The organism is Vibrio sp. NC2 (genome assembly GCF_025195005.1).
In the GTDB taxonomy this organism is placed as follows: Bacteria; Pseudomonadota; Gammaproteobacteria; order Enterobacterales; family Vibrionaceae; genus Vibrio; species Vibrio splendidus.
The window spans coordinates 394977-421885 of sequence record NZ_JANVFC010000001.1 but is presented as its reverse complement, the minus strand read 5'-3'; the positions used below and the strand labels follow the sequence as shown (position 1 = coordinate 421885).

At 43.4% G+C, this 26909-nt stretch carries 28 protein-coding genes; 15 read left to right on the top strand and 13 right to left on the bottom strand.

What is annotated here, in order from left to right; genetic code table 11:
- Nucleotides 1-122: 122 nt before the first annotated feature.
- Nucleotides 123-1019 (bottom strand): EamA family transporter, encoded by an 897-nt coding sequence (locus tag NX845_RS01915; RefSeq protein ID WP_260256449.1) that lies wholly within the window; start codon nucleotides 1017-1019, stop codon nucleotides 123-125.
- Between the two features lie 103 nt (nucleotides 1020-1122).
- Between NX845_RS01915 and NX845_RS01910 the strand changes: the two genes are divergently transcribed.
- Both NX845_RS01910 and cqsA read left to right on the top strand, forming a co-directional pair.
- Nucleotides 1123-2505 (top strand): PLP-dependent aminotransferase family protein, encoded by a 1383-nt coding sequence (locus tag NX845_RS01910; protein ID WP_065681967.1) that lies wholly within the window; start codon nucleotides 1123-1125, stop codon nucleotides 2503-2505.
- A gap of 295 nt (nucleotides 2506-2800) precedes the next feature.
- Nucleotides 2801-3982 (top strand): alpha-hydroxyketone-type quorum-sensing autoinducer synthase, encoded by a 1182-nt coding sequence (cqsA, locus tag NX845_RS01905; protein ID WP_065681968.1) that lies wholly within the window; start codon nucleotides 2801-2803, stop codon nucleotides 3980-3982.
- A 178-nt stretch (nucleotides 3983-4160) separates the two neighbouring features.
- Here the strand turns inward: cqsA and NX845_RS01900 are convergent, their stop codons facing one another.
- The 5 genes from NX845_RS01900 to NX845_RS01880 form a co-directional block, all read right to left on the bottom strand.
- Complete coding sequence (locus NX845_RS01900) at nucleotides 4161-6209, bottom strand: response regulator (protein WP_260256448.1); 2049 nt, start codon at nucleotides 6207-6209, stop codon at nucleotides 4161-4163.
- A gap of 255 nt (nucleotides 6210-6464) precedes the next feature.
- Nucleotides 6465-7280 (bottom strand): TauD/TfdA family dioxygenase, encoded by an 816-nt coding sequence (locus tag NX845_RS01895; RefSeq protein WP_260256446.1) that lies wholly within the window; start codon nucleotides 7278-7280, stop codon nucleotides 6465-6467.
- Nucleotides 7281-7542: 262 nt separating this feature from the next.
- Nucleotides 7543-8118 (bottom strand): hypothetical protein, encoded by a 576-nt coding sequence (locus NX845_RS01890; RefSeq protein ID WP_017095232.1) that lies wholly within the window; start codon nucleotides 8116-8118, stop codon nucleotides 7543-7545.
- Nucleotides 8119-8142: 24 nt separating this feature from the next.
- Nucleotides 8143-9330, bottom strand: a complete 1188-nt coding sequence (locus NX845_RS01885) for a carboxylesterase (RefSeq protein ID WP_260256445.1) — start codon at nucleotides 9328-9330, stop codon at nucleotides 8143-8145.
- A gap of 37 nt (nucleotides 9331-9367) precedes the next feature.
- On the bottom strand, nucleotides 9368-10294 hold the full coding sequence (locus NX845_RS01880) for an SDR family NAD(P)-dependent oxidoreductase (RefSeq protein WP_260256444.1): 927 nt from the start codon (nucleotides 10292-10294) through the stop codon (nucleotides 9368-9370).
- Between the two features lie 278 nt (nucleotides 10295-10572).
- On the opposite strand from NX845_RS01880, the gene NX845_RS01875 reads away from it, so the two are divergent.
- Nucleotides 10573-11148 carry a TetR family transcriptional regulator gene (locus NX845_RS01875; protein WP_017095235.1) on the top strand — a complete coding sequence of 192 codons (576 nt, stop codon included), beginning with the start codon at nucleotides 10573-10575 and terminating at the stop codon, nucleotides 11146-11148.
- 44 nt (nucleotides 11149-11192) lie between these two features.
- Nucleotides 11193-11549 (top strand): DUF5329 family protein, encoded by a 357-nt coding sequence (locus tag NX845_RS01870; RefSeq protein ID WP_017095236.1) that lies wholly within the window; start codon nucleotides 11193-11195, stop codon nucleotides 11547-11549.
- A gap of 260 nt (nucleotides 11550-11809) precedes the next feature.
- Here the strand turns inward: NX845_RS01870 and NX845_RS01865 are convergent, their stop codons facing one another.
- Nucleotides 11810-11971: a hypothetical protein gene (locus NX845_RS01865; protein WP_260256547.1), complete on the bottom strand. Its 162-nt coding sequence runs from the start codon at nucleotides 11969-11971 to the stop codon at nucleotides 11810-11812.
- Nucleotides 11972-12097: 126 nt separating this feature from the next.
- On the opposite strand from NX845_RS01865, the gene NX845_RS01860 reads away from it, so the two are divergent.
- Nucleotides 12098-12499, top strand: coding sequence for an ACT domain-containing protein (locus NX845_RS01860; protein ID WP_102538433.1), 402 nt, complete (start codon nucleotides 12098-12100; stop codon nucleotides 12497-12499).
- A 106-nt stretch (nucleotides 12500-12605) separates the two neighbouring features.
- Here the strand turns inward: NX845_RS01860 and NX845_RS01855 are convergent, their stop codons facing one another.
- Entirely contained in the window at nucleotides 12606-14492 is a 1887-nt protein-coding gene (locus NX845_RS01855) for a methyl-accepting chemotaxis protein (protein ID WP_017065491.1), read from the bottom strand.
- Nucleotides 14493-14826: 334 nt separating this feature from the next.
- Between NX845_RS01855 and NX845_RS01850 the strand changes: the two genes are divergently transcribed.
- Complete coding sequence (locus NX845_RS01850) at nucleotides 14827-15528, top strand: YafY family protein (RefSeq protein WP_102538434.1); 702 nt, start codon at nucleotides 14827-14829, stop codon at nucleotides 15526-15528.
- Between the two features lie 115 nt (nucleotides 15529-15643).
- The gene (locus tag NX845_RS01845) at nucleotides 15644-16003 is read left to right on the top strand and encodes a VOC family protein (RefSeq protein WP_017065489.1); all 360 of its coding nucleotides are present in this window, start codon (nucleotides 15644-15646) and stop codon (nucleotides 16001-16003) included.
- Nucleotides 16004-16070: 67 nt separating this feature from the next.
- Here the strand turns inward: NX845_RS01845 and NX845_RS01840 are convergent, their stop codons facing one another.
- Nucleotides 16071-16787: a DUF1826 domain-containing protein gene (locus tag NX845_RS01840; protein ID WP_260256538.1), complete on the bottom strand. Its 717-nt coding sequence runs from the start codon at nucleotides 16785-16787 to the stop codon at nucleotides 16071-16073.
- A 290-nt stretch (nucleotides 16788-17077) separates the two neighbouring features.
- Between NX845_RS01840 and NX845_RS01835 the strand changes: the two genes are divergently transcribed.
- The 6 genes from NX845_RS01835 to NX845_RS01810 all read left to right on the top strand — a co-directional run bounded on the left by NX845_RS01835 (nucleotide 17078) and on the right by NX845_RS01810 (nucleotide 21654).
- Nucleotides 17078-17650 (top strand): YceI family protein, encoded by a 573-nt coding sequence (locus NX845_RS01835; RefSeq protein WP_260256443.1) that lies wholly within the window; start codon nucleotides 17078-17080, stop codon nucleotides 17648-17650.
- A 405-nt stretch (nucleotides 17651-18055) separates the two neighbouring features.
- Entirely contained in the window at nucleotides 18056-19246 is a 1191-nt protein-coding gene (locus NX845_RS01830; protein ID WP_260256442.1) for an MFS transporter, read from the top strand.
- A 50-nt stretch (nucleotides 19247-19296) separates the two neighbouring features.
- Nucleotides 19297-19953 carry a glutathione S-transferase family protein gene (locus NX845_RS01825; protein WP_108161488.1) on the top strand — a complete coding sequence of 219 codons (657 nt, stop codon included), beginning with the start codon at nucleotides 19297-19299 and terminating at the stop codon, nucleotides 19951-19953.
- 171 nt (nucleotides 19954-20124) lie between these two features.
- On the top strand, nucleotides 20125-20820 hold the full coding sequence (locus NX845_RS01820) for a VC0807 family protein (protein ID WP_260256441.1): 696 nt from the start codon (nucleotides 20125-20127) through the stop codon (nucleotides 20818-20820).
- Nucleotides 20821-21191: 371 nt separating this feature from the next.
- Nucleotides 21192-21467 carry an HU family DNA-binding protein gene (locus NX845_RS01815; RefSeq protein ID WP_004734824.1) on the top strand — a complete coding sequence of 92 codons (276 nt, stop codon included), beginning with the start codon at nucleotides 21192-21194 and terminating at the stop codon, nucleotides 21465-21467.
- 40 nt (nucleotides 21468-21507) lie between these two features.
- Nucleotides 21508-21654 (top strand): hypothetical protein, encoded by a 147-nt coding sequence (locus NX845_RS01810; RefSeq protein WP_004734823.1) that lies wholly within the window; start codon nucleotides 21508-21510, stop codon nucleotides 21652-21654.
- Between the two features lie 96 nt (nucleotides 21655-21750).
- Here the strand turns inward: NX845_RS01810 and NX845_RS01805 are convergent, their stop codons facing one another.
- Nucleotides 21751-22899 (bottom strand): MFS transporter, encoded by a 1149-nt coding sequence (locus NX845_RS01805; RefSeq protein ID WP_102453066.1) that lies wholly within the window; start codon nucleotides 22897-22899, stop codon nucleotides 21751-21753.
- Here NX845_RS01805 and NX845_RS01800 point away from each other — a divergent pair.
- Together NX845_RS01800 and NX845_RS01795 are read left to right on the top strand one after the other, a co-directional pair.
- The gene (locus tag NX845_RS01800) at nucleotides 22841-23032 is read left to right on the top strand and encodes a hypothetical protein (RefSeq protein ID WP_181258072.1); all 192 of its coding nucleotides are present in this window, start codon (nucleotides 22841-22843) and stop codon (nucleotides 23030-23032) included. The two genes, NX845_RS01805 and NX845_RS01800, sit on opposite strands and share 59 nt — an antisense overlap.
- Nucleotides 23033-23335: 303 nt before the next feature.
- Nucleotides 23336-24223 carry a VirK/YbjX family protein gene (locus NX845_RS01795; RefSeq protein WP_260256440.1) on the top strand — a complete coding sequence of 296 codons (888 nt, stop codon included), beginning with the start codon at nucleotides 23336-23338 and terminating at the stop codon, nucleotides 24221-24223.
- A gap of 160 nt (nucleotides 24224-24383) precedes the next feature.
- Here NX845_RS01795 and NX845_RS01790 read toward each other — a convergent pair whose 3' ends face one another.
- The 3 genes from NX845_RS01790 to pnuC form a co-directional block, all read right to left on the bottom strand.
- Nucleotides 24384-25064, bottom strand: coding sequence for a Crp/Fnr family transcriptional regulator (locus tag NX845_RS01790; protein ID WP_004734820.1), 681 nt, complete (start codon nucleotides 25062-25064; stop codon nucleotides 24384-24386).
- Between the two features lie 125 nt (nucleotides 25065-25189).
- Nucleotides 25190-25918 carry a nucleoside phosphorylase gene (locus NX845_RS01785; RefSeq protein ID WP_102547843.1) on the bottom strand — a complete coding sequence of 243 codons (729 nt, stop codon included), beginning with the start codon at nucleotides 25916-25918 and terminating at the stop codon, nucleotides 25190-25192.
- Between the two features lie 8 nt (nucleotides 25919-25926).
- Nucleotides 25927-26661 carry a nicotinamide riboside transporter PnuC gene (gene pnuC / locus NX845_RS01780; RefSeq protein ID WP_004734818.1) on the bottom strand — a complete coding sequence of 245 codons (735 nt, stop codon included), beginning with the start codon at nucleotides 26659-26661 and terminating at the stop codon, nucleotides 25927-25929.
- Nucleotides 26662-26909: the final 248 nt, after the last annotated feature.

Genomic DNA, 26909 nt, shown 5'->3' with positions numbered 1-26909 from the left:
AATTGATTCTTTGAGTAATTTCACTTCTTCGACATAGAGTAAGACCTCGCAAGTGCGAGGCCTTATTGTCATTCAAAGCATTTGAACTCTATCCGTTTCATTGAATGCTGCCCGCTTATCAATCACTTTTGTTCTGCGAGTTTCGTTGTAGCTTGGGTATTCGATGCCTTAGCAGGCTTCACAATCAAACCGATACCGATTAGAAACAATATAGATGCAACAACTTGAGCGACTGACAATACTTCGTCATACATAAAGTAACCACTGATCAATGCGAATATTGGCACTAGTAAGGTTAACGGCGCTGTCGTGCTTAACGGGTATTGGATTAGCAGCTTATTCCACACCCAATAACCAAATAGCGTGGTTGGGTAAGCCTGAAACAGCACCGCAATCGTCGTGTTCCAATCCCATTGTTCAATACCCTGCCAGATAATTTGGTCACCGTGTAACATCACGGCAAACAACACCAATGGCACCGGAGCAAACAGCATCCCCCACACATTAAATGCAAAAGCCTGAGTGGTTTTAGATGCCTTAACAATCACACCCATCAAGGTCCAACTGCATGCCGCTATCATAATCAAGATAACACCATTGAGTGTCACGTTGCCCGTTGCTGCCGAAACCAACACCGCTAACGCACACATGGCTAGCATCGCACCCATTAATTTACGAACGGAAGCACTCTCCTTGAACACCCACACGCCAACCGCCATGCCGATTAATACGTTGGTTGAAAGCAAGACAGATGAAAGCCCGGAAGACAAACCCGCAGTAATCGACCATGAAGCCATACCCCAAATTCCCACACCGAACACAAAGCCATAACTGACTAAGTAGCGCCAAGCGACATTAGGTCTCGCCACGAAAAATATCACCGGAATCACCGCTAACGAAAAACGTGCTGCAGTGGCCAATAATGGGTGAACGTTGGTCACGCCCATCTTGATCATCGAGAAATTGAACCCCCAAATTGCCATAACGAATACCGCTAACAACAAATCATTTCTTTTCATACTCACCCCTCCTTTGTTTCGAATGAGTATCCCTTGAACAATAAAACCAGTACAGATACAATTTTCATAATAAAAACAAGTACAGTTAATAACGGTCGTGACAATGAGCATCTACAGAAAGCTAGCCAATCAATTTATCGATGAAATAGAAACAGGCAAAAGACCGGAAGGCGGACGCATGCCTTCGCTTCGTCAATTGGCCAAGCAACAGGCGATCAGCATGTCGACCGTGGTGAGCTGTTACCAAGAATTAGAATCACAAGGTTGGATCCATTCTCGACCGCAAGCAGGGTATTTTGTTTCTCCTCATAAACCTGCTCACTCAACCCCAGAGTGGGCACAGTTTGAGAGTAAGGTGTCGAGCGTCAAGCAAACTTCTTCGACTCACAACTCAATCAACGGACCGTTAGGGGTTTCGAGCACCACTAATGATGAGCATTCGATCGTTGAACTGGAACGCAGTTTCCGCCGCGCTATCAAACGGATGGGCAACAGACTCAACCATTATCCTGATACACAGGGCGAGCCGATGTTACGACAGGCATTATCCACTCATTTCGCCAAGCTCGATGTGCACTTTTCACCTGAAGAGATGGTGATTACGGCTGGCTGTATGTCAGCGATTAAGGCTGCGCTTGAGTCGTGTACCAAACAAGGCGACACCATCGCTATTAGCTCGCCATGTTTCAACGGTATTCTGGAATTGCTCGGACAAATGTCGCGAAAAATCATCGAGATCCCGTCTCTAGATGATGGTGTAGACTTGCAACAACTGGAAGCGCATTTGAAGAATAAACGAGTGGATGCCGCGATCTTTTGTACCTCTCATATGAACCCTCAAGGGATCAATATGTCAGCCACTCAAAAGCAGAAACTGGCTGAATTAGCGAATCACTATCGAGTGCCGATCATTGAAGATGATGTGTATCTGGAGCTTTCTTATTCCTCACACACGCCACTGCCAGCAAAATACTATGACAAAGGCGGCTATGTATTTTGGTGTGGATCAGTATCGAAAAGCCTGTCACCGAGCTACCGATTAGGATGGTGCTTACCGGGTAGGTTTATCAACGAATACAAGGCTCAGTTTTCTGCAGCAAGCTATGGCGTTGCCCTGCCGACTCAGCTTGCGGTTGCTGACTTTATCGAATCTGGTCAATACGCAAAACACGTTCGAAGAAGGTGTGCTCAAATCCTTTTATTACGCCAGCAATACCTAAGCTATTTAGCTCAGCATCTTCCTCAAGATGTTAAGATAAGTAACCCACAAGGTGGCATGGTACTTTGGCTGCAAATACCCAATTTGAACCAATCAACCTTTGCTCAGGCAGTTGCCGACCAGAACATTGATATCAGGCTTGGACACCTGTTCAGCACTCTCGACCTTTACAGCAATTGCTTACGCATCAATATTGGTTACTCGTTAGAGGGGAAAGCCAAACAGCAATTGGACGACTTAATAGAACTGATTCACATTCATAGTTAATACGTGCTAATTCATAAACGAAGCTAACACACTGTAGCTTTTCATAATCGACCTTTTCATAGCCATTCGAACACCGAATTTTAATAGCCTTTTATCATAAAAAAGAAGGCTATTATTCCCATCTGAACTAGGTTAAAGCCCCGAACCGTAAGGAAAATCACTCGCCTCAAAACCCTTAAATACTGAGTTTGCAAGCACGCACAAAAATATGCAACTTGGCTAATGACACCTCACTTTTAATCGTCAATATACAGCCGTCAGCGCTGGCGTTTTCCTGTATTTGAAGAGAACTATTATGAGTGATAAAACAAAAACCAAACCACTACCTTCCTTTATCGAAGAACGCTTGAACTTCTATATTCAAGACCTAATTACCCAGAACCAAAGCCAAAAGCATTTGGTTGTGGGCAAACGACCTAAGCCCAACGCTGTTGTCATGCAGAGCAATGATTACCTAGCGCTGTCACACAACAAGCCGATCCAACAAGCTCACCAAGCGGCGATCAGTGAACACGATGACAACGTGGTGATGTCTGCAATTTTCTTACAAGATGAGCAGTCTAAACCTGCGTTCGAAACTGAGCTCGCGAACTATGTCGGAATGGAGAGCTGTTTGCTTTCTCAGTCTGGCTGGGCTGCTAATATTGGGCTATTGCAAACCATCTGCCCACCGGGCACACCTGTGTACATTGACTTCTTTGCACACATGTCGTTATGGGAAGGCATTCGCGCTGCAGGCGCCCTCGCCCACCCGTTTATGCATAACAATATGAATCACCTGCGCAAACAGCTAGAGCGCCACGGCTCAGGCATCGTTGTTGTCGACTCGGTTTACAGCACAATCGGCACCATCGCCCCACTACGCGACATCTACGAAATGGCGCAGGAATTTGATTGTGCCGTCGTCGTTGATGAATCGCATTCACTGGGTACGCATGGTGAAAATGGAGCTGGCTTAGTTCACGCATTGGGTCTCACTAATCAAGTCGACTTCATTACCGTCAGTTTGGCTAAAACCTTTGCTTATCGTGCAGGCGCTATTCTTGGGCCGAAGCAGCTTTCAGAAACCTTACCTTTTGTCGCGTATCCAGCTATTTTCAGCTCGACCGTGTTACCACAAGAGGTGGTTCGTTTAGAGAAAACATTAGAGGTAATAAAAGGCGCAGAAGACAAACGAGAAGCCTTATTCAAAAGCGCTAAATCGCTTACTACTGGTCTCAAACGGATTGGCTTTAACATCCACAGCGAGTCTCAAATCGTGGCACTAGAGTGTGGTAGTGAAAGAAACACCGAACGTGTTCGTGATTTCCTCGAAGAACGAGATGTATTCGGTGCGGTTTTCTGCCGCCCCGCGACGGGCAAGAACAAAAACATCATCCGCTTTTCGGTCAATGCCGACATGACACCAAGAGATATTGACCATGTGCTCACCGTTTGTCATGAAGCGTACAATCATCCGGAATTAGAATTCGTGTGATTGTAACGGTAATTCACACAACAGGATTCTTTGAAAGATAAGACCCCTTCCGATAAACAATATAAACGGCAGGACTGAATGGACGCTATCATGTCGCGTTACAAAAAGAGCCCAGCGAATTGCTGAGCTCTTTTCTTGTGTTCATCTATTCATCTAGATAACCGGACGGTGCAACAAATCAAATCCAGTGAGCAATTTTGTCGAACAGTCGGTTTTTGTCTGCCGGTTTCACAATAAAATCTGACATGCCTGATGATTCCATTTTTTCCAATGTCACAGGAGAACTGTCACCCGTGTGAGCAATAATTGGCACTGAAGAGTATGCTTTGTTAGCGCTTCGAATTCGACGAGAAGCTTCAACACCGTCCATGATTGGCATCTCGATATCCATCAGAATTAAATCAATATCATCGCTGTCCAACGCGTCTAAGGCTTGTTGCCCATCTTCTTTCTGCACGACATCAAAACCCTGCTTTTCCAATAACATCGCGGTAAATCGGCGCAGAGATTCGTTGTCATCGACCACCATGATCGTGCGCTTATTGGTAGCTTCTAACGGTTTTACAGAAACTGATGGCATCACATAGTTGGAGTCGAAAAGTAAGCGTTCAATGGTCGCCTTGGTATTCAGTAGCCAAACTTGTGTTTCCACCCAAATAGGTTCAAAAGCAACGTTTCGGACACGTTTAATTGGGTGATGTTCATACAAATAGATGATTCGAGCTTCAGTGAATGAAAGTAAAGATTCAATCCTATCGAGGCAACTTGCTCTTAAATCCAAGCTCTCCATGTCAACGAATATCAAGTCGAATTCGAACTGGTATTCCTTATTTTTAAGCGCAGATGCTACATCCAACACCGTGAGCTCAAACCCCATAAAACGGGCTACCTCAGTCATTTTATTGGTGAGAACTTTCTGGTCACTCACCATTAGCACAATCTTAAGTTTAGTCAGTTCATTCTTGATTTCTTTCACCGAATGGGAAGACAAAGATGGAAAAGTCATCGTGAACTGTGTCCATTGATCCACTTCAGACTGACATTTAATTTCACCACCAAACGAGCGCATTACCTTCTGACAAAATGGCAAACCTAAGCCGTAATTACCCGATTGGCCAGTAGTATAAAAGTCCTGAAAAATGCGTCGAATCACATCATTTGAGATGCCTGAGCCGTTATCGGTAACCATTATTTGATTGGCCACTTCATCACTACACATGGTGACATGAATATGAAAGTCTTCAGGGCTGCGATGGTGGAATGCGTTCTTGAACAAGTTATACATCACGTACTTCAACAAAGTGTCGCTACCCAAGAAATCAAAGTTACTCTGTACGTCTAAAGAGATTGCTGATTTATCGGCTGAACGCTTGTAGTTAAAGCTGTCTATCGCACCCTCAATCACCGCTTGAGCTGAATGCTTCTTGAAGGTAGATCGAGATACTCGGTTTTCATCAATTGAAGTCAGTAACAGGTCAATCGTCTCGTTACCTGAGTGAATGATCTCCATCGCTTCATCGCCCACTTCACGTAATTGTACGACTTCTTCGTTGCTTAAAGCATATTGCCCTTTGTGATCACCACTTTTAGGGTTCGGCAATATGGACTGCATAACATCAATAGAGGTCAACAAACCGCTCAGGGGGTTTCGCATCTCGTGCGCGATACCGGCTCCAAAAGATTTCGCCAACGACACCTTATTCTCGTGTTCCATCTGATTGCGGAAGTAGAACAAGTTACCAAATAAGTAGATAAACAAAAAGATTGGCACATGCGTCCAATCCATTGTGAGTTCTAGGTAGAAGCCTTGTGCAATCCAAGCGCACAAGGTAGCAATCCCAATACCGGCAAAGGTTTGTGCAAACATCACTCTCGTCACGTGCACTAATAAAATATGAAGGAAAATGGCCGACATGAATGACATAACCCAAACGTTGGACCAATTATTCATGAGTAGCATGTAGAAGAAGAAACCTGGCAAACAGATTGTTACAGCAACTTGATAATAAGCCGGAAGGTATTTTCGCCATTCAAATGGGACACGATTGCGATAGATAATGCCGAAAAATAACACTGAGCAAAACAGACGCAGCATTAAGTTTTCATAAGGTTGAGGGAACAAGAACTCCCACACTATGTAGTAAATTGGGAAGCCGACAAAGCCCATCCAACCCACGAGAGTAAGGTTTGGTTCTGCGTACTGATAAACTTTACGAATAGCGTTCATACGAAATTCTTTATTCTCTAAGCCCTAACGTTTACTAATTCTATGGTTTGATTTTTATTCTTATATTTTGGCCTCGATTATATTACACATCACGTCCGAGCAGTGAGGTTTCAATCAAATATGTATCAACGCTTTTTTTTTAATTATTGACTAAGATGAATGAAGTCTCAGTTTTATACTCTAATTCAAACACTAAACCTGAGTTCCTAAGATTTGTCCGTTAGCACTTACACCAATTACCCCTCTTACTTACCATTATGTCACTGTAACGCGATGCATCTTTCTTGGGGTATCGCCGTAATCGATCACAGCATAGTGCTGAGTTACTCGATTATCCCATATCGCTATTGATCCCTTGTCCCATTTGAAACGAACTTGAAACTCAGGGTGTCGTGCAATTGCGAACAGTTGGTTAAGCAAAACATCACTCTCTTGTCGGTCGAGTTCATTGATATAACGAGTAAACTGCTCATTGATATAAAGTGTTTCTTTACCTGTTTCTGGATGGCTCTGAACAACAGGATGGATTACTGGTGGATTTTCCTGTGCGGTTTTAATTAACGACTTATGCCAATCAAGCTCAATCTGATCCGACTCTATACCTTCAAAAGCCACCAGCGAGTGAGTCGCCGATAAGCCCCTCAGCTTTGCTTTCATACTTTCATCTAATGAATCAAACACAGCGGTCATCGAACACCAAATCGTATCTCCGCCTACGCTTGGAATATGTTGGGCATGCAACAAAGAAGCTTTAGATGGCAGGCTACGCCACGTTAAATCGGTATGCCAATAGCTTTCCATGGGAGCATTGCCTCGCGTTGTTTCTATCACGCTCACCTGAGGAGCGCTTTCCACGCGAGAAAAGAAAGGATGCGCAGGTTCGAGTTGTCCAAATCGCTCTGCAATCATCAAGTGTTGTTCTGGTGAGAGTACTTGTTCACCGAGGAAGATGACTTGATGGGTAATCAGTGCCTGATACACCTTATCGAGTTCATCAGCACTGCATGTAGAGAGCTCTAATTCATGGATGTGAGCTCCGATGTGAGGAGTAATGGGTTCTATTTTCAACATACTTTCGCTTATTGATGATGTGACATTTCAGAGTCAATTTGGATACTGACTAGTAAACCGGACAAATACGCCATTTCTTTCAATCCTACTCGCTATAAAAGCAAAAAGCAGTTTTCCGACTAAGATCAATGATCTTATCTCGCCTAAAACATAAAAGCCCCAGTCTTCAAGCTGTTAAGAACAGCGTCAATACTGAGGCTCTGAGTTTGTTTGGTTTTTATCTATTAACTATTAACTATTAACTATTAACCTAGGATATCGACTAGCGAGTCGTTGGTTTAACCATTTGCCATTGAGATAACGCTTTGTCAGCAACATTGCACTCCTGCATATACAAGCTTCTCCATCGGTGCGCCGCACTGTAGGTTACTTTAGATACATCGCCGGCAGTAATACAAAGGTTAGAACCCACCAACTGGACCTGTTTATCCTCTGTAAACTCAAACGTTTGGAACTGAGTGGCTTTCAAAAATGGTTCGTCGACGTGGCAGCGTTTTAGCATCAGCGCATTGTAAGGTAACGAATTATTATTAACGCCCATAACCGTTACGCATGCCTCGAAAGCCGGAAAGAACAATGTCCCGTCATCTCTATGGGTCACCGCCTCATCAGCGTACAAGCCTTCTTTGCAATTGTGCGTCAATAACGGCAAATCGAATCTTACATAGTCACCACTTCCAGCAACATCAATACAATAGCCGTCTTCCCTGTCTAACAGATCAACCAACTTTAAGTGGGAGCCCGTTTCCTTCCAATCTGCGCTTGCTGGGCCAGCAAACAACAGCGATAGCAACGATATCAGCCCCAATGGTAATACAGGGTATGGTTTTTGATACATTTTAGTGTCCTTCTAATATCGACTCTACAGGGCAGTGATAGATTTGGCGTAATCCAACATTTCGTCAAAATATGGATTGTAGGTTAGCCTCGCATGAACTTTCCCTTCTTCCTTATACCCCCAAGCGGAATACCACGGTTCATCACTATTTAAACAAGCTTCATAATCAAGAGGATCGGTGCTGTTATGGCACATTTGGAATTCACCATTAGCGCCGTAATAAAAATTGTCTTCACGGTACAACAAGCTCATGTGAGAGAAGTTACTGATGCGTTTTGACGGCACACGACTGTCGAAGTGAACAACGCGTTTATCTAGAGTATCTGGCTTATCTCCAAACCAAATAAATCGGCTGTTTGCATTGATAAACTGTGTTTCAAACAGTCGAAGGACTTCAGTAACATTAACGACACTGTCATCTTGGGTGACGGCTAAAAATGCGGGCCTGTCGAAAGGTTTCCTTTCTAGGGATTTTTGAACCTCGTAACTACTCCAGTAATACTGCGCAAAGCCATTCAAAGGTACGCTGTTGTATTTCATTTGATTGTTGTGATTTTGCGGATCGTCTTGGAACACCCAATCCACAAATAGAGCGCCAGCAGGTGCAAGGAAATCAATGTCACTGTCAGATTTAAACGCGGGAGAAAACAGATACAGAGCCTCTATGCTTGGGTCGCTATTAGCATAATCTGTCACCAAATTCGCGCCAGTAGAGAACCCAGATAAAGAAACCTCGAGCCCCTCTTCCTGCATAATTTCAACTTGATTTTTAACCGTATTTTCCCAATCAGATATACTTATTGGCACTAAATCGGCGGGGCGGCTGCCATGTCCCGGAAGCAACACACTACGTACTAAGTAACCGTCATCAGCGAACTCTTTAGCAACATCGACAAAAGACCATGGAGAATCACCTAAGCCATGAACAAAAATAATGCCTTTTTTCACCGAGTTTTCTTGGTTTGGCATGATTTCAAAAGGGGTATTATACGAAAGCTCCGCTGCGTGATCGCCTTGCAAAAACACTCGATTCACTTCGAGCCAAGCTTGAATGGTTTGTTGATATTCGGAAAACGAATCAAACTGTTGCACTGGAAATGCACTTGCTGAGGTGTCATAGAGCGGATGATCATATTCTTGCTCGCTGCTAATACATCCAATCAGCAATAAAGCACAACCTATGATCACAAGAGCATTGAACTTACATTTCATAAAAATATTAACCTTAATGTATAACGAAACTTCATTTCTATTTTCCAGATAACTTAATGTCACACGCTTGCAGGTAAGGTGCGATAATCGATTCAAGTTGGTCCCACAGCTTCCTAGAACCAGATGCATCACAACCAGGATCACTCTCAGGTAAATCAACCAAACCAAATACATTGTGCCAATAACTTCCTCTTGGGAGATCTTGCGTTGCAGCAATCAGAGAGGAATGGGAACCTTGCTCTTCCGACACCAGTTGTTTAGTACGAAGCCATGCGAGAAACCCTTTTTTACTTCCAGCAAAGCCACTGGCAACCACACCGGGATGAACCGCAATTGGGTGGATATTTGGGTAACGCTTTGATAACTCCCGCACTTGCCATAAATTCCCCAGCTTGCTTCGTGAATAAGTACTGGATGTGCCATCAAAAGGAATATCAGCCGCACACTCATTTTCCATAATGTAAATATCGCCACTAGTCATAACCAGACGAGCACCGTCAACCAACATGTTTTTCTGCATAAGAAGCCGATAAAGAATGTGATGACCTAACACATTGACTGAAAATGTTTTTTCATAACCAGAAGGCGATATTTCAGACTTTTTAGACACCAGCCCCGCGTTACAAATGACAATGTCGAATGGCGTCTCCCCTAGTTGTTTTACAGCAGTGACAATACTCTTAGGATCCGCAAGATCCATATAGATTGATTCGGCATGAAGAATGTCATCCGTCGCATCCGATAAGCCTCTCGCTAACGATGTCACCCTCGCACCTTGAGCAAGTAAAGAGCGAGTAATGAACTCACCAATGCCAGCGGTTCCGCCCGTTACAAGTACCCTTTTCCCATCAAGCCTTGGTAACTCAGGGCAAGCATGATGTTTTCTTTTCTGTCCAATAATGGCCGATATCACTCGGCGATGCCTGCCCTTCGGGGGACGACTGGCAATCAAACTTAGCGGCATAGTGATGCTCCTAATGGATTAGATAGTAACAAATGACAATTTACAATAAATGTCATTTGTTACATTGTCAACGCGCCAATTTGATACAAGAACACATTAACTCTTATGTCTAACGGCAAGAACTTATGTATAACGGCAATAACCTTTGCATTAAACGATGACCTCGTTTGACTGAGTAGACGGTAATCGATAGCATCAAGCTAATACTGTCGTTATCGAAAGTCCTTACTTTCAAAGCCTTAAATAAGGGTTTAGACACAATTTATTGGTAATTAGAAATGCTTACTAAAGAAAAGATATTAGATGCATCGGAAATCGTTTTACGTAAGTTCGGCCCTAGAAAAACGACTGTTGTTGACGTAGCTCGTGCCCTTGATGTGAGTCACGGCACTGTTTACCGACACTTTGCAACTAAAGCGGAATTGCATGAGGCGATAACATTAAGATGGTTGGAGCGTGTGACTGCGCCATTAACTGAGATCACACTTAGATCTGAAAGCGCATCAATAAGACTTCGAGAGTGGTTTGAGGCATTAACGGCCATTAAGAGAAGCATTTTTATTGGCGAGCCTGAGTTGTTTGAGTCGTATTCATCATTGGCACAACAAACACCAGAGCACGTAAAATCAAAACACATCAACCATCTGTTGCAGCAAGTTGAGTCGATTTTGAATGATGGCGTTACAGAAGGTGCCTTTGAGATTGAGGATTGCGCTATTACTGCGCGCTGCTTCTTTTTCGGTACCGTGCGTTACCACCACCCACTTCATTCATCAGAATGGAAGAGCGACACCATTGAACAAGAATTTACACAGCTTTTTTCTTTGTTAGAGAAAGCTATTTATAAACACTGATTCCTAATCGTTCTCTGTAATAGCCGATTAGATGGGAGAGGATGATGGTGAAGCGTACACGGTTTCTATGTGGGTTGATGGTCAGCCAATTGCTATCGCTGAATCATGCATTCGCCTCTCCTCAACAAGAGATTGACCATCTGCTTACCTTTGTTGAATCAACGCAATGCAAATACGAACGAAATGGCACAATTCATAACGGACCAGAAGCGGCCGCACATATAAAAAAGAAAGCCGATTATTACGCCGACGATATTGAGTCTGCTGAAGATTTTATCGCGTATTCAGCAACAAAAAGTATGTTGAGTGGGCGCCATTACCAAGTTCACTGTGAAGGCAAAACATCGGTTAGTAGTGAAGTTTGGCTAAAATCCGAACTTGATGACTTTAGGTCTCGCTAACTTTTTAGCTTTCTTACTCTCTAATGTTCAGCCCTGTTAACTTACTGCCTTGCTAAAGACTAAACAACAAGTACACAAACAAAAAAAGAGCCCCTAAATAGGCGCTCTTTTCGTTTTTTGATACTTCCTGTATCCATAGACAAGTCCAATCTGTAGTACTTTCACTGAAAGCCAGATCATCGATATCTCCAGTTGTGTATCACCAATAAATCTAGCACACAATCTTCAAGCTTTTCTGAGACACAACCGAGATAATGAACTTAGTGCCACTCCATCTCACCACTTAGCACTTTGGCACCCAGTTCTAGGTCGCCTTCTGTTGCCTTAGATTGTGGGTATGCTTTCTTCATGTAATCACTGATATCAACAGACGTTGGATTGCTTATACTTACCAGTGCGTTTTCAATATCTGCAAGATGCAAGCAGGCTCGACATTAACGATACTGATGTGGAATAAGTATTATTAATTTTACTTATGCAGAGCTAAATTCTATCTTGGCTGCATTATCCAACACCATAAACAAACGCGATTACACAGGGAAAAGACGATGACTGCCATTACCGATTTAGACATTTTGTTAAAGTCCATGTCACCAGAACTCATTGAAGGAAACTATGTTTTTTGTACTGTCGACGGGGAATTGGCAGACTATGTTCAGCTCAATCCAATCTCGACTTTTCGTGAGAAAGAAGGTTTAACACTTGTTCTGAAAGAAGAAGTTGCGACCAAAGCTCAGCTAGACTTCGACGGTGTGTTTAGCCTGATCACTTTGTCGGTACACTCCAGTCTTGAAGCTGTGGGACTAACTGCAGCCTTTGCTACCAAGCTAGGCTCATACGGCATTAGCGCCAACGTGATTGCTGGTTATTACCATGACCATATCTTCGTTCAAAAAGACAAAGCTGAAGCCGCAATAAGTGCGCTAAGAGAATTTTCAGAAGTAGATTAGTAAAGAATTCTATTGTTCACAGGCACAAAAAAAGCGACGTAATCTACGTCGCTTTGGCTTATTGCTTACTGTTCATTCACTGATCAGGCATCAGCTAATGAAACAGTTAAGCAAGCTTAAAAGTCGCCACTTTATCACTTAAACCAGCGGCTTGGCTCTTAAGTTCGTTCGACTCAGTTAAGCTGTCCTGTGCGCCCACAACTAGGTGGTCGGTAACATCTTTAATGGTCGTCACGTTCTGGGTAATTTCACCCGTCACATGTGTTTGCTCTTCAGCAGCCGTCGCGATTTGAGTCGCCATATCGCTGATCAAAGCAACCGCCGTGTTGATCTCTTCAAGCGCATGCGAAGCTCTGTCTGCATCTTCTACTGAATGTATCGCCAGTTTAGAACTGCTCTCCATAAGCTCAACCGCTTGCGCCGTTGTGCGCTGCAGGATATCAATTGTTGATTTGATCTCTTCTGTTGAAGAGTGGGTACGCTGTGAAAGCACACGTACTTCATCCGCGACCACAGCAAAGCCACGACCTTGTTCACCAGCACGAGCCGCTTCAATCGCCGCATTCAAAGCAAGCAAGTTGGTTTGCTCAGCAATACCTTGAATCGTGGCGAGTACTGTCGAGATCTCTTGAGCGTGCTTGTTAAGTTCGCTGATCACGTTACCCGCTTCGTTGACTTCATTGGCTAGGTTATTGATAGAACCTTTAGTGTCGACTACCAGAGCGTGACCACTGTTAGTGCTTGTCGCTGAGTCTTGTGCCGCTTTTGCTGTTTGCTCGGCATGCGATGCAATCTCTTGAGTTGCACAGGCCATTTCCGTTACAGCCGTTGCCACCATTGTGATTTCTTGCTGTTGATGGTTAAGCTCATCCACAGAACGGTTCGCACGTTGAGTACTTTGCTCTGACTGGCTATTTAACTGTTCTGACTGCCCACGGATATGGCCAATCAACTGCTGTAAGCTTCCAACAAAGGTATTGAAGTTATGAGCCAACTCGCCCACTTCATCTTGGTTTTCTACATGAATGCGTTGAGTCAAATCACCGCTACCATTCGCGATTTGCGCCAATGCTTGAGATACGTGGTTCAACGGACGGAATAGGATAGTACACAAAAGGTTAAACAATATGGTACATACAATGACGACCAGCAGTGTCACTAAAACTTGACCAATCACTGCATCAAATAACGGTGCAACCAGAGAGTCATGATTAACAACACTCACTGTAATCAGGCTCGTTCCGTCAATAGCACGTGCGTACAGAACATAGTCGCTGCCATTCAGTTCGATAGAAGTGTCTTTACCGCTAGTCAGAGCCTTTTGTACATCGGAGAAATTTAACCCAAGTGAACTGATATTCTTGTTCAGTAACTTAGTGTCAGGGTGCGTATAAACCGTGCCTTTGTTGGTCGCGATGAACATGTAACCTTCACCTGGAAGAATCACCTGCTCTAGACTGTTTAAGATGTCTGTAATTTCTACATCAGCACCCAACACAACCTGTTGCCCATGCAGTTGCATTGCTGTTCCTAATGAAACAACGTTCGCCCCAGTTGCTGCAGCAACCGTTGGGTTATCCATGAACACCTTGCTTGGGTTCGCAACCGCATTGGTGTACCAACCCCATAAACGGGGATCATCATTGCCCGGCGGCAGTACTACTCCGTTCGCGTTCTTTTGCGAACCATCAGGAAATGCCAAGAAGACATTATCAAAAGAGGCTGAGTCACGAACCTGTTTTAGATGAGTCACCAAGCCTTCTTGTTTGGATTCTTTCGAAAGAGAAGTAAGCGCACGCTCTTTGGATAAGATCCAATCCGATACATATTGATTGTACGAAGCCGATGCGCCCTCTAAGCGCTGTTCAACTTCAATATCCAACCTTTGCAGTGAAGCACGAAAAGACAATGCCTCGACCAAAATCCCCCCCAGGATAATGGCCATACTGGCTGAAATCGCCAGCTTATTTTTAAGCGAGAGTTTCTTGAACATAGGAAACCTATAATTTGGAAGTAAAAACCGTGGCGAACAAATTGGTTGCCAAAGCGGTTTGCAAGCGGGATATATTTTACGCTTTAAAATAAATTAAGAAACCAGCTAACCGGTTGAATTATTCATATGTGTGAGTAAGAGCACGCATCGTAACCCATTGATTTAGAGAATGGTGAACTCTAAGTTTCAAATTAGAGACGAGAATAAGTTCAACGGTAGGCGTCAAACTTTAGGACTGGTAAAGGCGCAGAACACGCCATTTCTCACAACCTAAATAGCGTTACGAGTTTTGATCCATTAATCTAATCGTTCATTCTGTCGTCTGAGTTTTCCTATGTCCCGAAGCCAACGTCTCTTTGACCTACTCCAACTATTACGTTGCCATAAATACCCAGTTACCGCCGACTACTTGTCGATAGAACTCAATGTAAGTACTCGCACCATTTATCGCGATATCGTGACGCTGCAAGCACAAGGTGCTGAAATTGATGGTGAAGCAGGAGTTGGCTATCTGTTAAAACCGACCTTCACTCTCCCTCCGATGATGTTTTCAACGGAAGAATTGGAAGCGTTACGGCTTGGTGCTGAATGGGTAGCGAAGCAAGCCAATGGGGAATTCAGTGAGTCAGCTAGAAATGCCATTGCCAAGATTTCTGCTGTGTTACCTGCTGACCACCAGGCCAAACGCAGTGAAGATATCGTGCGTGTTGCTTCAATCATTGAAGTCGCAGAGTTAACCATTGACCTGTCGGACATCAAGTTCGCAATTAAGCAACAGAACAAAGCTGAGATTCATTACACAGACGCCAAAGCTAAGATTAGCTCTAGAATCGTTTGGCCAGTGTTGATTGGCTTATTCGAACAACAATATGTCTTGGTCGCTTGGTGTGAAACGCGAAGTGCGTATCGTAATTTCAGGCTCGACAGAATTACCGAATGGAAAATACTTGAGCAAAAGTACCAGCATGCGCGCCACGACTTGATCAAAGATTGGCAGAACATGGAAGGCATTGCAGATAAAGTGATTCGCTACTGACAAAAACTGTCACAGGGGTTAGATACATTGCTGTGGTCCCAAACCGGGCTCAACACAAAAACCGAGTTAACTGAAACCAACACGGCAAACCCAATTGAACAGTTCAGGAGCTACTATGTTTACCATCGATTCATTTGTTCTTTATGTCACTGACATTCACCGCAGCATGGATTTCTATTCTAAAGCCTTTGATTGCGAGCCAAAGCTTCTATCACCGACCTTTGCTGCTCTAGACTTTGCAGACAACGTTAAAATTACACTCAAACAGTCAGATGTTCTAACCCCAGCAAGTAGCATCAAGGGTGGTGGCACCGAGCTCTCCATGCCTGTTGCAAACAAAGAGACACTAGAAAGTCTTTACCAAGCATGGAAAGAGAAAGGCATTCAGTTTGAACAAGAACCAGAAAAGTCGGTTTATGGCATCAACTTCCTTGCTGTTGATCCAGACGGACACCATATCCGCGTCTTCGCTTAAATGAGTGAGAGCAAGCTGCACCTAGCCGCTTGCTCATATCATAAAAAGCTCATTTCATAAAAGCTCTCTAACCGAAATCTAGAGTCAGCAATAGTCGTGTCTCATTTGGTGACGTAACTGGTGAACGGTGAACAAGGCCTCTATTCTCATTGCCACTCCAACGCTCCCCTTTTAATAACGCAACATCACCACTGGCCATTTTCTGGATGTCAGATTCGTCGTTGTACAGGCCTGAAACAGAATCAGGCTGTCCATTACTTCCACGGCCAAGCTTAGAACGGTCGACCGATTCGTTTGGCAGCCATTGCGTCGCGACACCATGATAAGTGGTCACTAAGCGGCAAGGTACTTGGTCAAAATGAAAACGAGGACACATCGCCTTATTCAGAACCGCGAGACGGAGCCCTACTTCTTCAAGATCGAACAAACAACTGAACATATCCACCAGCTCTGCCATGTTTTCTAATAATGCTTTAGAAGCGGTTCCATCGGTGGCAAATTCCAATTTATCGAGAGCATTTTCAGGTGACACGCTAACAGACTTACTGAAGCTAGGATTCGAGGCGATGAATTCACTAATTGCCGTCGTTAAACCTTCATTAAACTGTCGCTGCCATACCGCTATATTAATATCACTTTGGTAGATATCCGCTAATACCGTTGGCTGCTCAGAAGCGCTAAGTCCAGGCTTATGATTCGCCTGATCCTTGATACTCACAACGGAACTAATGTTAAGTGGCTGATTGCTATTCGTTATCAAAGACTTGGTTAACACGGCATTCATTACGTCATCTCCTTGATGCATGCTTATCGTTTCTCTTTTAATACTGCAAACGTCGTTCACAGTAATAGCGACTTTTGGTTATGTTATAACATAACCAAACTTACACAAGTAACTTTGCCGATCATGGTTCCAATAATATGGCGATGCTCTACCTTCGTCAGGTAATTTGATGAATGCTGAACTAAGCTTCTATCTATCTTTTTCTAATTTATCTTTAGTTCAAATAAAGACTCCAAAATGCACGACTCGAGAACGTTAAACTTGTGAATTCATCAATGTGGTGACAACTTATGAAAAAACTAATCTCTGCACTCGGCCTCCTATGCACCGTTATCTCCGCTCAATCTTTCGCGGAAACGGGCTACACGTTAGACCCCAATTTATCGAATATTACGTTCGCAACTATCAAGAAGCAGTTTGTTGTTGAGCCCGCATCCATCAAGCCTTTATCTGGAGGTCTTACCGAAGCGGGTCAATTTGCCATATTGTTGGATTTGAAAAGTGTGAGTACTGGCGTGGCTATTCGTGACCAGAGGCTCAATGAGCTTTACTTTGAATCGATGACTTTCCCTGAAGTAAAAATCTCTGGAAAAGTTGAACCGTCAATGTTGTCTGGTGACCCAAAAAGAACAACCATTGCAGCGGAGGTTACCTTGCACGGCGTAACAAAAACGATTGATTTTCCCGTTTTAATCGTTCCATCAGAAGAGTTAGTGATGGTTAGTTCAGCCTCGACAATCATCGTCAATGGCGCTGATTTTGGAATATCGACAGACAACTTGAACAAGCTATCAGCTACCGTTGGTGGGTTAGCGATTTCCGACAAAATCCCTTTAAGCTTCAATCTGCTCTTCGATAAATAATAGGGTCACACCTACCCAGTTAGATCTTTTTTAATTCACATTCATCCATCGTTTAAGGCGGGTGAATGTGAGTTAGAACCGGCAAGTCAGTAAACAGTTCTAGATAAACAAGTCACTCATGTTCAATTAAAGTGGTCGGTCGTCCAACTTTAGTCTAACCATTAATCACTCAAATCTGCGGTGATTAAAACAATCGCTTATTGCCTTATCCTCGGCAGAACAACACATCCACCTAAGTGTTTAAACACACTCGCTATTTACCTATCTCAAACCGGTTTTAAATGAGAAAATTATATGACTAACCGCCTAGTGATATTGATGGTGAATGATGTCAATATGCAAAACTAAACAAAGATCTTGTCCTAGTGCTAGAACATCTAGCTGAACCTAAAAAGAGCCCTTTTCATGCTGAATAAACACATCGTTAATCGAGACAGCTTGGCTGGAATGGGGGCCACTCTAATAGGCAACGGGATCGGTAGGTTTGCCTATATAGCATTAATGCCGGCTCTCATTCAAAGTGGTTGGTTTAGCGAAAGTGATGCATCTTACCTTGGTGTCGCGACCCTTCTTGGGTACATATTGGGTGCACCTGCTGCCAACATACTGCTGCGTTACTTTAGTGCTGGGCAGTTAATTCGATTCGCTATGTTGATAAGCAGTTTTAGTTACTTAGGCTGTGCGCTACAGGAGGCGCCCTTAACATGGTTCTATGTTTGGCGAACTTTGGCTGGAATTGCGGGTGCCTTATTAATGGTTGTCGCCCCACCAGTGATTGTCCGAAAGTTTAATCCCGATGTGAAGGCGCGTGTCAGCGGTGTCATATTTTCAGGCATTGGACTTGGTGCGATGTTATCAGGCACATTAATCCCAGTACTGATCTATTTTAGTGTGATGTCGGCTTGGATTGGCATGGGAGTCATCGCATTAGTCACAACGATACTGACTTGGAATGCATGGCAAACCCAACCTAACACATCTAAAGCGCCTTATATAAAATCCTCCTTCTCTCAGCTCTCAAAGCCAAAATCAATCAGCGTTGCGCTTATTCTAGTGGCTTATACCTTCGACGCTATCGGCTACTTACCCCATACCTTGTTTTGGGTAGATTACATCGTGCGCGAACTGGGTATGTCGTTTAGCAGCGGTGGTCTGTTCTGGGCTACCTTTGGTATTGGTGCCGCCATTGGACCATTGATTACCGGTATCTTGGGAGACAAGTTAGGGCTTAAAAAATCCCTCTGTATTGCATTTAGCCTCAAGGCTTTAGGCGTCGCATTACCGCTTGTTAGTACACACCCTATCGCGCTGTTAATTTCTTCATTACTGGTTGGTATTTTCACGCCGGGAACGGTAACTCTAGTGTCGACTTACACGTTGGAGATTGTAGGCTATGAACTGCATACCAAAGCGTGGGCAGGCATGACACTCTCTTTTGCCGTATCACAAGGTGTGGTTGGGCTTTTGATGGCGTACTACTTAAATCATATGGCTTCATACGACGTGTTATTCACCGTTAGTACTGCTGCTTTGATGCTGTCTGCGGTGTGTACCTTAATGACTGTAACTCACTCTAAGCCTGAATACTTGACCTAGATCTAAGCTAACTTCCTCAGTTCATCTGACGAATATAATAAAGGATTATCATGCAACTCTACTTAAATGAAACCTCCCCGTTTTCACGCGTGGTCGCAGCAACTGCGCTTCTATCACGCTGCTCTCCTTTGTCTTTTGTTTGGGTTGATCCATGGAGCTCCCCGGCCAATCTAAAAAGCGTCAATCCGTTTTGTTTAATTCCAGCACTCAAACTTGAAGACGGAACAGCACTAACGGAAAGCTTGTGCATTTGCCAATACCTAATTGAAACGTACCAGCCTCAAACGCTACGTCAGGTAACGTTAAGTCGTGCCAATGAAATGCAAACGTTAGGAACAGCAAAGACCTTAATGGAGATCGCGTTTAGAACCGCGGCATTGATTCGCTATACAGACAGTGACAATGCGCTTATCCAAAGAGGGCAAGAAGGTATGGTTGCCGCCCTAGAGCAACTTGACCAAGAGATAAAAGAACAAGGACTAGAATCCCTTTTGAGCGACAACTTGGCCACCTTGTATCTCCATGTAGCTTTAGATTACGTCCAGTTTCGACATACTGAATTGTTTGATGAAGTGGACAGCCGCAACATCATCGATTTTTTACACCTTTCTCCGTTCGCAGACGTACTGACATTTATTAGCATTGAGAGTTTGGCAAACAAGTCTGATTATGAAACGTTGCTTGATTCGTTCGGTCGGGATACCTAAAAGCATCCAAAACTAGAATGCGTAAAATCTTGAATTCAAAGTGAGATAGGCTCAGAGATGTCGTTGATGTCACATGTCGTTACACAGCATGACGTGTTAAGGCTTTACATCTTGGGCGAGGTAAACAACAATCCCTGAGAATAAATCCATAACATAATGTATTTAGAAATTATGAGTAGTACAGAAAATAAAAAATCGAGTCCTCTTTTCGAAGTCGTATTTAACGTCCTTCTTCCTTCATTCATCTTAATGAAGTTCAGTGGAGAGGAGGATCTCGGAACAGGCTTAGCATTACTTGTCGCCCTTGCCTTCCCTATTGCTTACGGTGGCATGGAGTTAATCCGCAACAAGAAATTCAACTTCATCGCGGCGCTTGGCTTCGTCAGCGTGTTATTAACGGGTGGCATTGGTTTCTTCGAACTAGACACTCGTTGGTTAGCGCTAAAAGAAGCATTAATACCTGGCTTAATTGGTTTAGCGGTTCTTGGATCGACCTTCACTCGCTACCCGTTTATCCAAAAAGTTATCTTTACGCCAGCTCTGTTAAACATCTCTCTTATTGAAGAGCGCTTAAGACAGTTCGGTAACCAAGCAAAGTTTGATCGTTGTCTAATGACATCGAACTACCTATTCGCAAGTACCTTCGCTTTCTCTTCTGCGATGAACTATTTCCTAGCGACTTGGATTGTGACAAGCCCTGCCGGCACTGCAGCCTTTAATGAAGAGTTGGGTAAGCTCACGCTATACAGCTACCCAGCCATAGCTATCCCTAGCATGCTGATGATGTTAGGTATTTTCTATTACATTTGGCGCCAAGTTCGCGCTATGACGTCACTAGAAACAGAGAAAATCTTTATTACTAAGTAGATCTTACCGAACTACCTTAGTGTCTCGTCCTAAAATAGAAACACACACCAAAAGCTCAGCACATTCGCTGGGCTTTTTTGTTTCTGCTCTCTCATTTATCCGACAAGTGATACGCTGAATTATGATTAGCTTTCTCAAAAATGAGAGATAACGTTCACCTTTCCCATACTAGCTTGATAGCTAGCATTTAAATTACCGATAGCTAAAGAACTGCATTCGGTTATACTGAAAGATGATTTAACGCTCAATCTTGTTGATTACTTTACAAAACCCTGCCTAGGTGTTAACACTATTTCAGCCCTTATTGCTAAGATAGAACAAGCTTGGCCTTAAAGTTAAGCGCCAGCCGTACTCAATAAGGAATATAGAATATGAACAAATCTCAGTTGGTTGAACACATCGCAACTTCAGCAGACATCTCAAAAGATCAAGCAGGTTCAGCGTTAAACGCACTTGTTGAAGGTATCTCTAACACATTGGCTAAGGGTGATGATGTTGCCATCCTTGGTTTCGGTAGTTTCAAAGTTAATTCTCGTGCTGCTCGCACTGGTCGTAACCCAAGAACCGGAGAAGAGATTCAAATCTCAGCATCAAAAACGCCTGCGTTTAAAGCAGGTAAAGCACTAAAAGAGTCATGTAACGCTTAGAGTAAATACGATCTCAAAGCAGAATCCAAGGAAGATTACTATGTCTATAACCAAAGAAAAAGTTAAAGCTAGCCGCAGTAAAAAAGCAGGCAAGTCAACCAAAGCACAAGCCGAAACGCCCAAGACTCGTCAACGCATTGAAGAGCTTATGGAAGAGCGTGAATTGGCAAAACTGTTAGAGTTATAGTTTGTTATTCTTCTAATGCCACTGCAGCCTTGCAGTGGCATTTTTGATTTAAGAAACAGCGCTTCACTAATCAAGTGCTTATACCGGTTAACCCTTTCAAGCGACCTCTTTCTGCAATTCAGTCACCCCATTAATGCGTTGATGCAATTTGGTATCGATAGTCAACGAGATTAGAAAACTCAGCAATGCAATAATAGCTCCTGTAACAAACACCCATTGATATCCAGACATCCACACCACTCCCAATAAGAATGGCAGAAATACTGCCGCGATATGATTGATAGTAAACGAAAGACTCGCCGTGGACGCCACTTCGTTTGACCGGACGGTTTTCTTAAAATAAGTAGTCAACGCTATCGCAAAACTGAAAATGATGCTGTCGGCAACGTATAGCCCACCTGCCAGATAATGATTCTCAACAAAAGCATACGATAAGAACACCAACATCAACGCCACATACTCAATCAGTAGAGCTCTCTTTTCTCCTACTCGGTCAATAAAACGACCCACCACAGGTAATGCAACAGTGGCGGACAAGCTGGATAACATAAATAGAGCGGCCATCATTGCGATCGTGTAATGGAATTTGGTGACCATGAGTAAGCCTGCAAACACGACAAAGATCTGTCTTCTTGCCCCGCTTAGAAAGGTCAATATGTAATATGTGGTGTATTCACGACGTACAATAAGCTTGGTGTGCTGTCGTTCACCGCAGCTAGCATTTTTGAATGTGAGTAGATAAAAAGCTAACCAGAAGCACGCTGTACCACTAGCAAAAAATATAGCCTTATCTGATACACCAAAAACATAATTGGCGACAATAATACATATGAAAGTCACCATGGAGAAAAAGGATGCCGCGGCTCGAATCCTCCCCATGGATTCACTAAAGTTTTCCGTACCTAGAAGTTGTGTAGACAGTGATTTATTCACTGCTTCTAGATAATGAAAACCAACAGACATCAGGGTTGTGCTGAAATAGAAGCCATAGATTGAGGGTAAGTAACCCGTTATGGCAACGCCTAATCCCAGCGCGGCGACAGAGAGCACCGCAACTTGTTGTTCAGAAATAATAAGTAATAGAAACAGCACTGTAAATGAGAGTAAACCAGGGATCTCCCTTACACTCTGAAGCAGACCAACGTCCGCTCCTGTCATGCCCACGGTATCGACAGCGAAATTGTTCATGACAACTCGCCACCCCGTATTCGCTATCACGGAGGCAATAGCGATGATCACTAACATCGAAAATGAACTTCTCGATGTTAACAAGCGTACCCAACCAATCATTTATACCACCGATTCCATCGGCTTCGCCTTAAACGACCGTAACTGCGCGGTGATATGCATCCTGCCATGTTTAATTCCTCAAAAGTAACTTTACTCCGAAAAAGTCAGTCATATGAAACTCAGCTTCGGAATTAGGAAGAATACTACTCGCCAGTCAATTGTTACACGATCGTTTTGTAAATGTTACTTTTTGCATTTATCAATCTGCGTTAAGCGTAAAGGCCGCCCAAAATTTGAACGTTAAGTAACTGACTTAATTACATTGTCATACATACCCATACATACCCAAATCGCATTTTTCACTATCATCATTTTCATTGTTAGTTATGAGAGTCAGGGAAATGTTCGCAACACTAATGTGTTGGTGCAGCGTTTCTTTTTTGAGGTGATTATGAATGTCGTTCGCATGGGAATAGAAGCCAATACCCATAAAAATAAGGGTAAGTACAAGGCAATAATTAAGTTTACTATTCGAGCCCTGTTTTACTATTCAGCCACTAGAAAAATGAGTGAAAATTTCAACTCTGAAGAGAGAAAGCTGTTATTTATCAAACAGCCTAACTTCTTATCTAAATTTGTAACTCCCTACTTATGTACTGGCTTTAGCAATAAAGAAAAGATAGAAATCTTATCCAAGCACTACGACTGGTTTGAAGAAACCTTCGCAACAGAAGCTAGACACCAAATCTATAATGAAAGACTCAATCTTTTAAAACTAGAGATAGATGACAACGTTTATCTGGTTAATCTCAGCTTTGAAAGAAACGCGAGAAAAGAGGGTGAACTGACAATTTCATTGACCAATTCTCTACTCGAAAAAATGTATAGCATCTCGCTCACTGTTTTCGACAACAGCATCTACATTGGTGGTATTCAGGGTGGAGCCAATGACAATGGATTTAGCCGTACATTCACAAAAGCTTTCTACGGTTTAAGACCTAAATCCTTCATGGTAGAAACACTACGACTGTTAGCCATTAGCTTAGGTATCGAAAATATCTATGCGGTAAAAGAATCTGGCCATGTGTCGAACTCATTACGCTACGGCAAGAAAAACAAAGACATCAGCCTTAAGTACGATAGTTTATGGGAAGAGCACGATGGACAGGTACACGATGACTATTTTTATCGTCTACCGATCAACCCAAACAGGAAAGACCTTGAGGCTCTAAAGCGCCAAAAGCGCAAGTTGTATCGCGAGCGGTATGCGTGGCTAGATCAGTATGAAGAAGAGCTAAAGAACAAAATGAGCCACAACATTCAAGTTCAGTTTAGCTAACAACTGCCTTCTAAATAGGTGCTAACTTTCTGGCGCTCGCTCTTTCTTTTGTGACAAACACAAGGCCTCGTAATACGGGGCCTTAGAATCGAGAAGCAGCTCTGCACTTACCTCTCTGATTTCACTCAAACTTCCCTTTCAACTTGAGTCATTCTTTTTCTTACTCATACGAATCAATAAAGGCTCGGAGTGCTTGCTGGTCAACAATTTCCAACCCTTGGTCTCCTTTTCGTATGAAACCTTTATCTAATAGGTCTTTAACCGCTCTTCGATACACTCTGCTCGATGTGCCAAAACGTTCCGCTTCTTGATTCACTTTATCGAAACCGCCTAACACGGTATTTGTCTGGCTTTGAACCAATAAGTCGTAGGCAATGTTGTAGGTAATTGAGTGTAAAAGACGGTTAGTGTAAATGCCCATAGAGTCTTGATAATCTTCCGCTAATGCAGAGGCAAAGAAGAACATCATCTCCGGGTTTTCATGTAGTGCTTCTGCTAGTTTCTGAATGCAAATGACATCAACTTGCATGTGTTCGTCAGCCACTACGTTCCACTGACAAGGTGTCTGAGTGAAAAACTCCATCTCACCGAAGATATGGTAATCGCAATTCACCTCACCCAATTGAAAGCGTCGCCCATTAGCCGCAGAAATACTCATAGAGACTCTCCCTGCGGGCACTACATAAAGATACTGAAGCTGCTCACCTTGCCGTAGGATTTCATCGTTTTGATTGAAGTAACGAGAGTTAACTTGGTGTTGGTAGATGAGATCTCTAAATTCAGAGCTTTTTTGTTCTAAGTAGTTTTTAAAGCGTCCGCTTGAGTATGGTGCAATCTTCATACTTACTCTCTCATTGCATTACTGCTGTTTATATTCAAACGATTGTAACCACTTAAACCACAGGAGAGAACCCAATAAAAAAGCGACGGTCTCCCATCGCTTTTGTCTTGTATTTATTCAGGCTCTTATTGAGTAATTAATGCTTCCAGTGCCGCTAATGATGCTAGCCGCTCTCCTTGCATCATTGCCTCTGCCTCATCGACATATTGCCCAACGCCCTCCTTTACATCTTGTTCGTACAAGACAACATTGTTCAAGATAGAAGCTACATTAAGCCCTCTCAAGCGTCCCACGGTAAACAACGCGGATGTTTCCATGTCTGCACCTAAAATGCCTTTGCCATTCCAGTACTGACAAAGCGCCTGCTCGTCATCGGTATAAAAACTGTCGTGTGAGCGCACCGTTCCTAAATAGTAAGGTGTTGATTGCTGCTGCAAGAACTTGTCTAGCTCTTTAAGCAGACAGAAGCTTGCATAGGCGGGATACGACGGCTTAACGTAAGCGGTAGAACCACCCTCATCGCGAACTGCGCCCTCTGCAATAATTAGCTCACCAAGCCCGATATGGGACTGCATCGCACCTGCAGACCCTACTCTGACGATATGAGTCACACCACAAAACTTAAGTTCTTCTACCGCAATGATCATTGAAGGTGCGCCAATACCAGTGCTGCAAACTGATATCGCTTTCCCTTGATAAGTTCCAGTGAAGATTCGATACTCTCGGTTCTCAGAAACCATCTCGGCATCTTCAAGCAAGCTCGCGATTCGATTCGCTCTATCAGGCTCACCACAAACAATAACTAACGGAGCAATTTGCGTTTCATCAACGCCGATATGAGGTTGCTTTGCCATCTTCACTCCTAAGAAGCCGTTGCTTGAGTTAACGATTTATCACTATTTCGTTTAGCTGTGCGTGCCCACTCACGAGTACCGTTTGCCGCAATAAACATTAAGATTGCGTATTGAACAGACATTGCGTACACACCCTGCGTAGCATAAATACCAACACTGATAATATTAATCACAATCCACAGTATCCAGTTTTCAACATACTTACGTGTCATAAGAACTTGAGCAACAATAGATAGAATGGTCATCGTGGCATCCCAGAATGGGAACGCATCAGGTTCAAGTACTGGTTCCGTTAAATCAGCACCAAATAGATTCAAGCTATCAACCGCGATGTTTGCCAGCGCAAAGAAGAATGGGTCGATATACATTGTGAGCAGTGCAATCGAAATCGCACAGGCTGCAGCCGTTGCCACCAGCTTATTTTGGCTCAACCAGCGAACTTCTAGCGTTTCACCTTGCTCATTAGGGCGTGTCCATGCGTACCAGCCGTAAATGTTGGCGCAGAAGAAAAAGAGCTGAAGCAGTAACAGTCCGTATAACTGAATTTGGAAAAAGATAACCGCAAATAAGGTGACATTCAGTAACCCGAACAGGTAATTAATGGTTTTTTCTTGGCTTGCAAACCAAATACACAGCAAACCAAATACGGTGCCGAATGCTTCGATCCAGCTCATTGCATAGCCATCTCCTATTGGGATATTGACTAGAGTATTGTTGATATCAAGTAGGGCGAATAGATCCATCGGGGTGTCCTTTATTATTTGATTTTTGTAGCACCTATCTTATTGCGCCGATAGAAACAAAGAGGAGGACATTTGTCCCCCCTAGATTGCATGCGATCATAAATCAGAATAATAATTCCGGAAAATCAAATTCACAGAAAGGTGTCATCGACCTCACAGCAGTCTTGAACTCGAAACGCCAACAGCAGAACAAATCACTTCCAAAAACGAAACTTTAGCTTACTGGCTTTAAGCTGATATCGCGTTGA

Excerpts from the sequence above, each read along its gene's own strand:
- NX845_RS01915 (WP_260256449.1), bottom strand. The coding sequence starts at position 1,019 with ATGAAAAGAAATGATTTGTTGTTAGCGGTATTCGTTATGGCAATTTGG.
- NX845_RS01910 (WP_065681967.1), top strand. The coding sequence starts at position 1,123 with ATGAGCATCTACAGAAAGCTAGCCAATCAATTTATCGATGAAATAGAA.
- cqsA (WP_065681968.1), top strand. The coding sequence starts at position 2,801 with ATGAGTGATAAAACAAAAACCAAACCACTACCTTCCTTTATCGAAGAA.
- NX845_RS01900 (WP_260256448.1), bottom strand. The coding sequence starts at position 6,209 with ATGAACGCTATTCGTAAAGTTTATCAGTACGCAGAACCAAACCTTACT.
- NX845_RS01895 (WP_260256446.1), bottom strand. The coding sequence starts at position 7,280 with ATGTTGAAAATAGAACCCATTACTCCTCACATCGGAGCTCACATCCAT.
- NX845_RS01890 (WP_017095232.1), bottom strand. The coding sequence starts at position 8,118 with ATGTATCAAAAACCATACCCTGTATTACCATTGGGGCTGATATCGTTG.
- NX845_RS01885 (WP_260256445.1), bottom strand. The coding sequence starts at position 9,330 with ATGAAATGTAAGTTCAATGCTCTTGTGATCATAGGTTGTGCTTTATTG.
- NX845_RS01880 (WP_260256444.1), bottom strand. The coding sequence starts at position 10,294 with ATGCCGCTAAGTTTGATTGCCAGTCGTCCCCCGAAGGGCAGGCATCGC.
- NX845_RS01875 (WP_017095235.1), top strand. The coding sequence starts at position 10,573 with ATGCTTACTAAAGAAAAGATATTAGATGCATCGGAAATCGTTTTACGT.
- NX845_RS01870 (WP_017095236.1), top strand. The coding sequence starts at position 11,193 with ATGGTGAAGCGTACACGGTTTCTATGTGGGTTGATGGTCAGCCAATTG.
- NX845_RS01860 (WP_102538433.1), top strand. The coding sequence starts at position 12,098 with ATGACTGCCATTACCGATTTAGACATTTTGTTAAAGTCCATGTCACCA.
- NX845_RS01855 (WP_017065491.1), bottom strand. The coding sequence starts at position 14,492 with ATGTTCAAGAAACTCTCGCTTAAAAATAAGCTGGCGATTTCAGCCAGT.
- NX845_RS01850 (WP_102538434.1), top strand. The coding sequence starts at position 14,827 with ATGTCCCGAAGCCAACGTCTCTTTGACCTACTCCAACTATTACGTTGC.
- NX845_RS01845 (WP_017065489.1), top strand. The coding sequence starts at position 15,644 with ATGTTTACCATCGATTCATTTGTTCTTTATGTCACTGACATTCACCGC.
- NX845_RS01840 (WP_260256538.1), bottom strand. The coding sequence starts at position 16,787 with ATGAATGCCGTGTTAACCAAGTCTTTGATAACGAATAGCAATCAGCCA.
- NX845_RS01835 (WP_260256443.1), top strand. The coding sequence starts at position 17,078 with ATGAAAAAACTAATCTCTGCACTCGGCCTCCTATGCACCGTTATCTCC.
- NX845_RS01830 (WP_260256442.1), top strand. The coding sequence starts at position 18,056 with ATGCTGAATAAACACATCGTTAATCGAGACAGCTTGGCTGGAATGGGG.
- NX845_RS01825 (WP_108161488.1), top strand. The coding sequence starts at position 19,297 with ATGCAACTCTACTTAAATGAAACCTCCCCGTTTTCACGCGTGGTCGCA.
- NX845_RS01820 (WP_260256441.1), top strand. The coding sequence starts at position 20,125 with ATGAGTAGTACAGAAAATAAAAAATCGAGTCCTCTTTTCGAAGTCGTA.
- NX845_RS01815 (WP_004734824.1), top strand. The coding sequence starts at position 21,192 with ATGAACAAATCTCAGTTGGTTGAACACATCGCAACTTCAGCAGACATC.
- NX845_RS01810 (WP_004734823.1), top strand. The coding sequence starts at position 21,508 with ATGTCTATAACCAAAGAAAAAGTTAAAGCTAGCCGCAGTAAAAAAGCA.
- NX845_RS01800 (WP_181258072.1), top strand. The coding sequence starts at position 22,841 with ATGACAACTCGCCACCCCGTATTCGCTATCACGGAGGCAATAGCGATG.
- NX845_RS01805 (WP_102453066.1), bottom strand. The coding sequence starts at position 22,899 with ATGTTAGTGATCATCGCTATTGCCTCCGTGATAGCGAATACGGGGTGG.
- NX845_RS01795 (WP_260256440.1), top strand. The coding sequence starts at position 23,336 with ATGAATGTCGTTCGCATGGGAATAGAAGCCAATACCCATAAAAATAAG.
- NX845_RS01790 (WP_004734820.1), bottom strand. The coding sequence starts at position 25,064 with ATGAAGATTGCACCATACTCAAGCGGACGCTTTAAAAACTACTTAGAA.
- NX845_RS01785 (WP_102547843.1), bottom strand. The coding sequence starts at position 25,918 with ATGGCAAAGCAACCTCATATCGGCGTTGATGAAACGCAAATTGCTCCG.
- pnuC (WP_004734818.1), bottom strand. The coding sequence starts at position 26,661 with ATGGATCTATTCGCCCTACTTGATATCAACAATACTCTAGTCAATATC.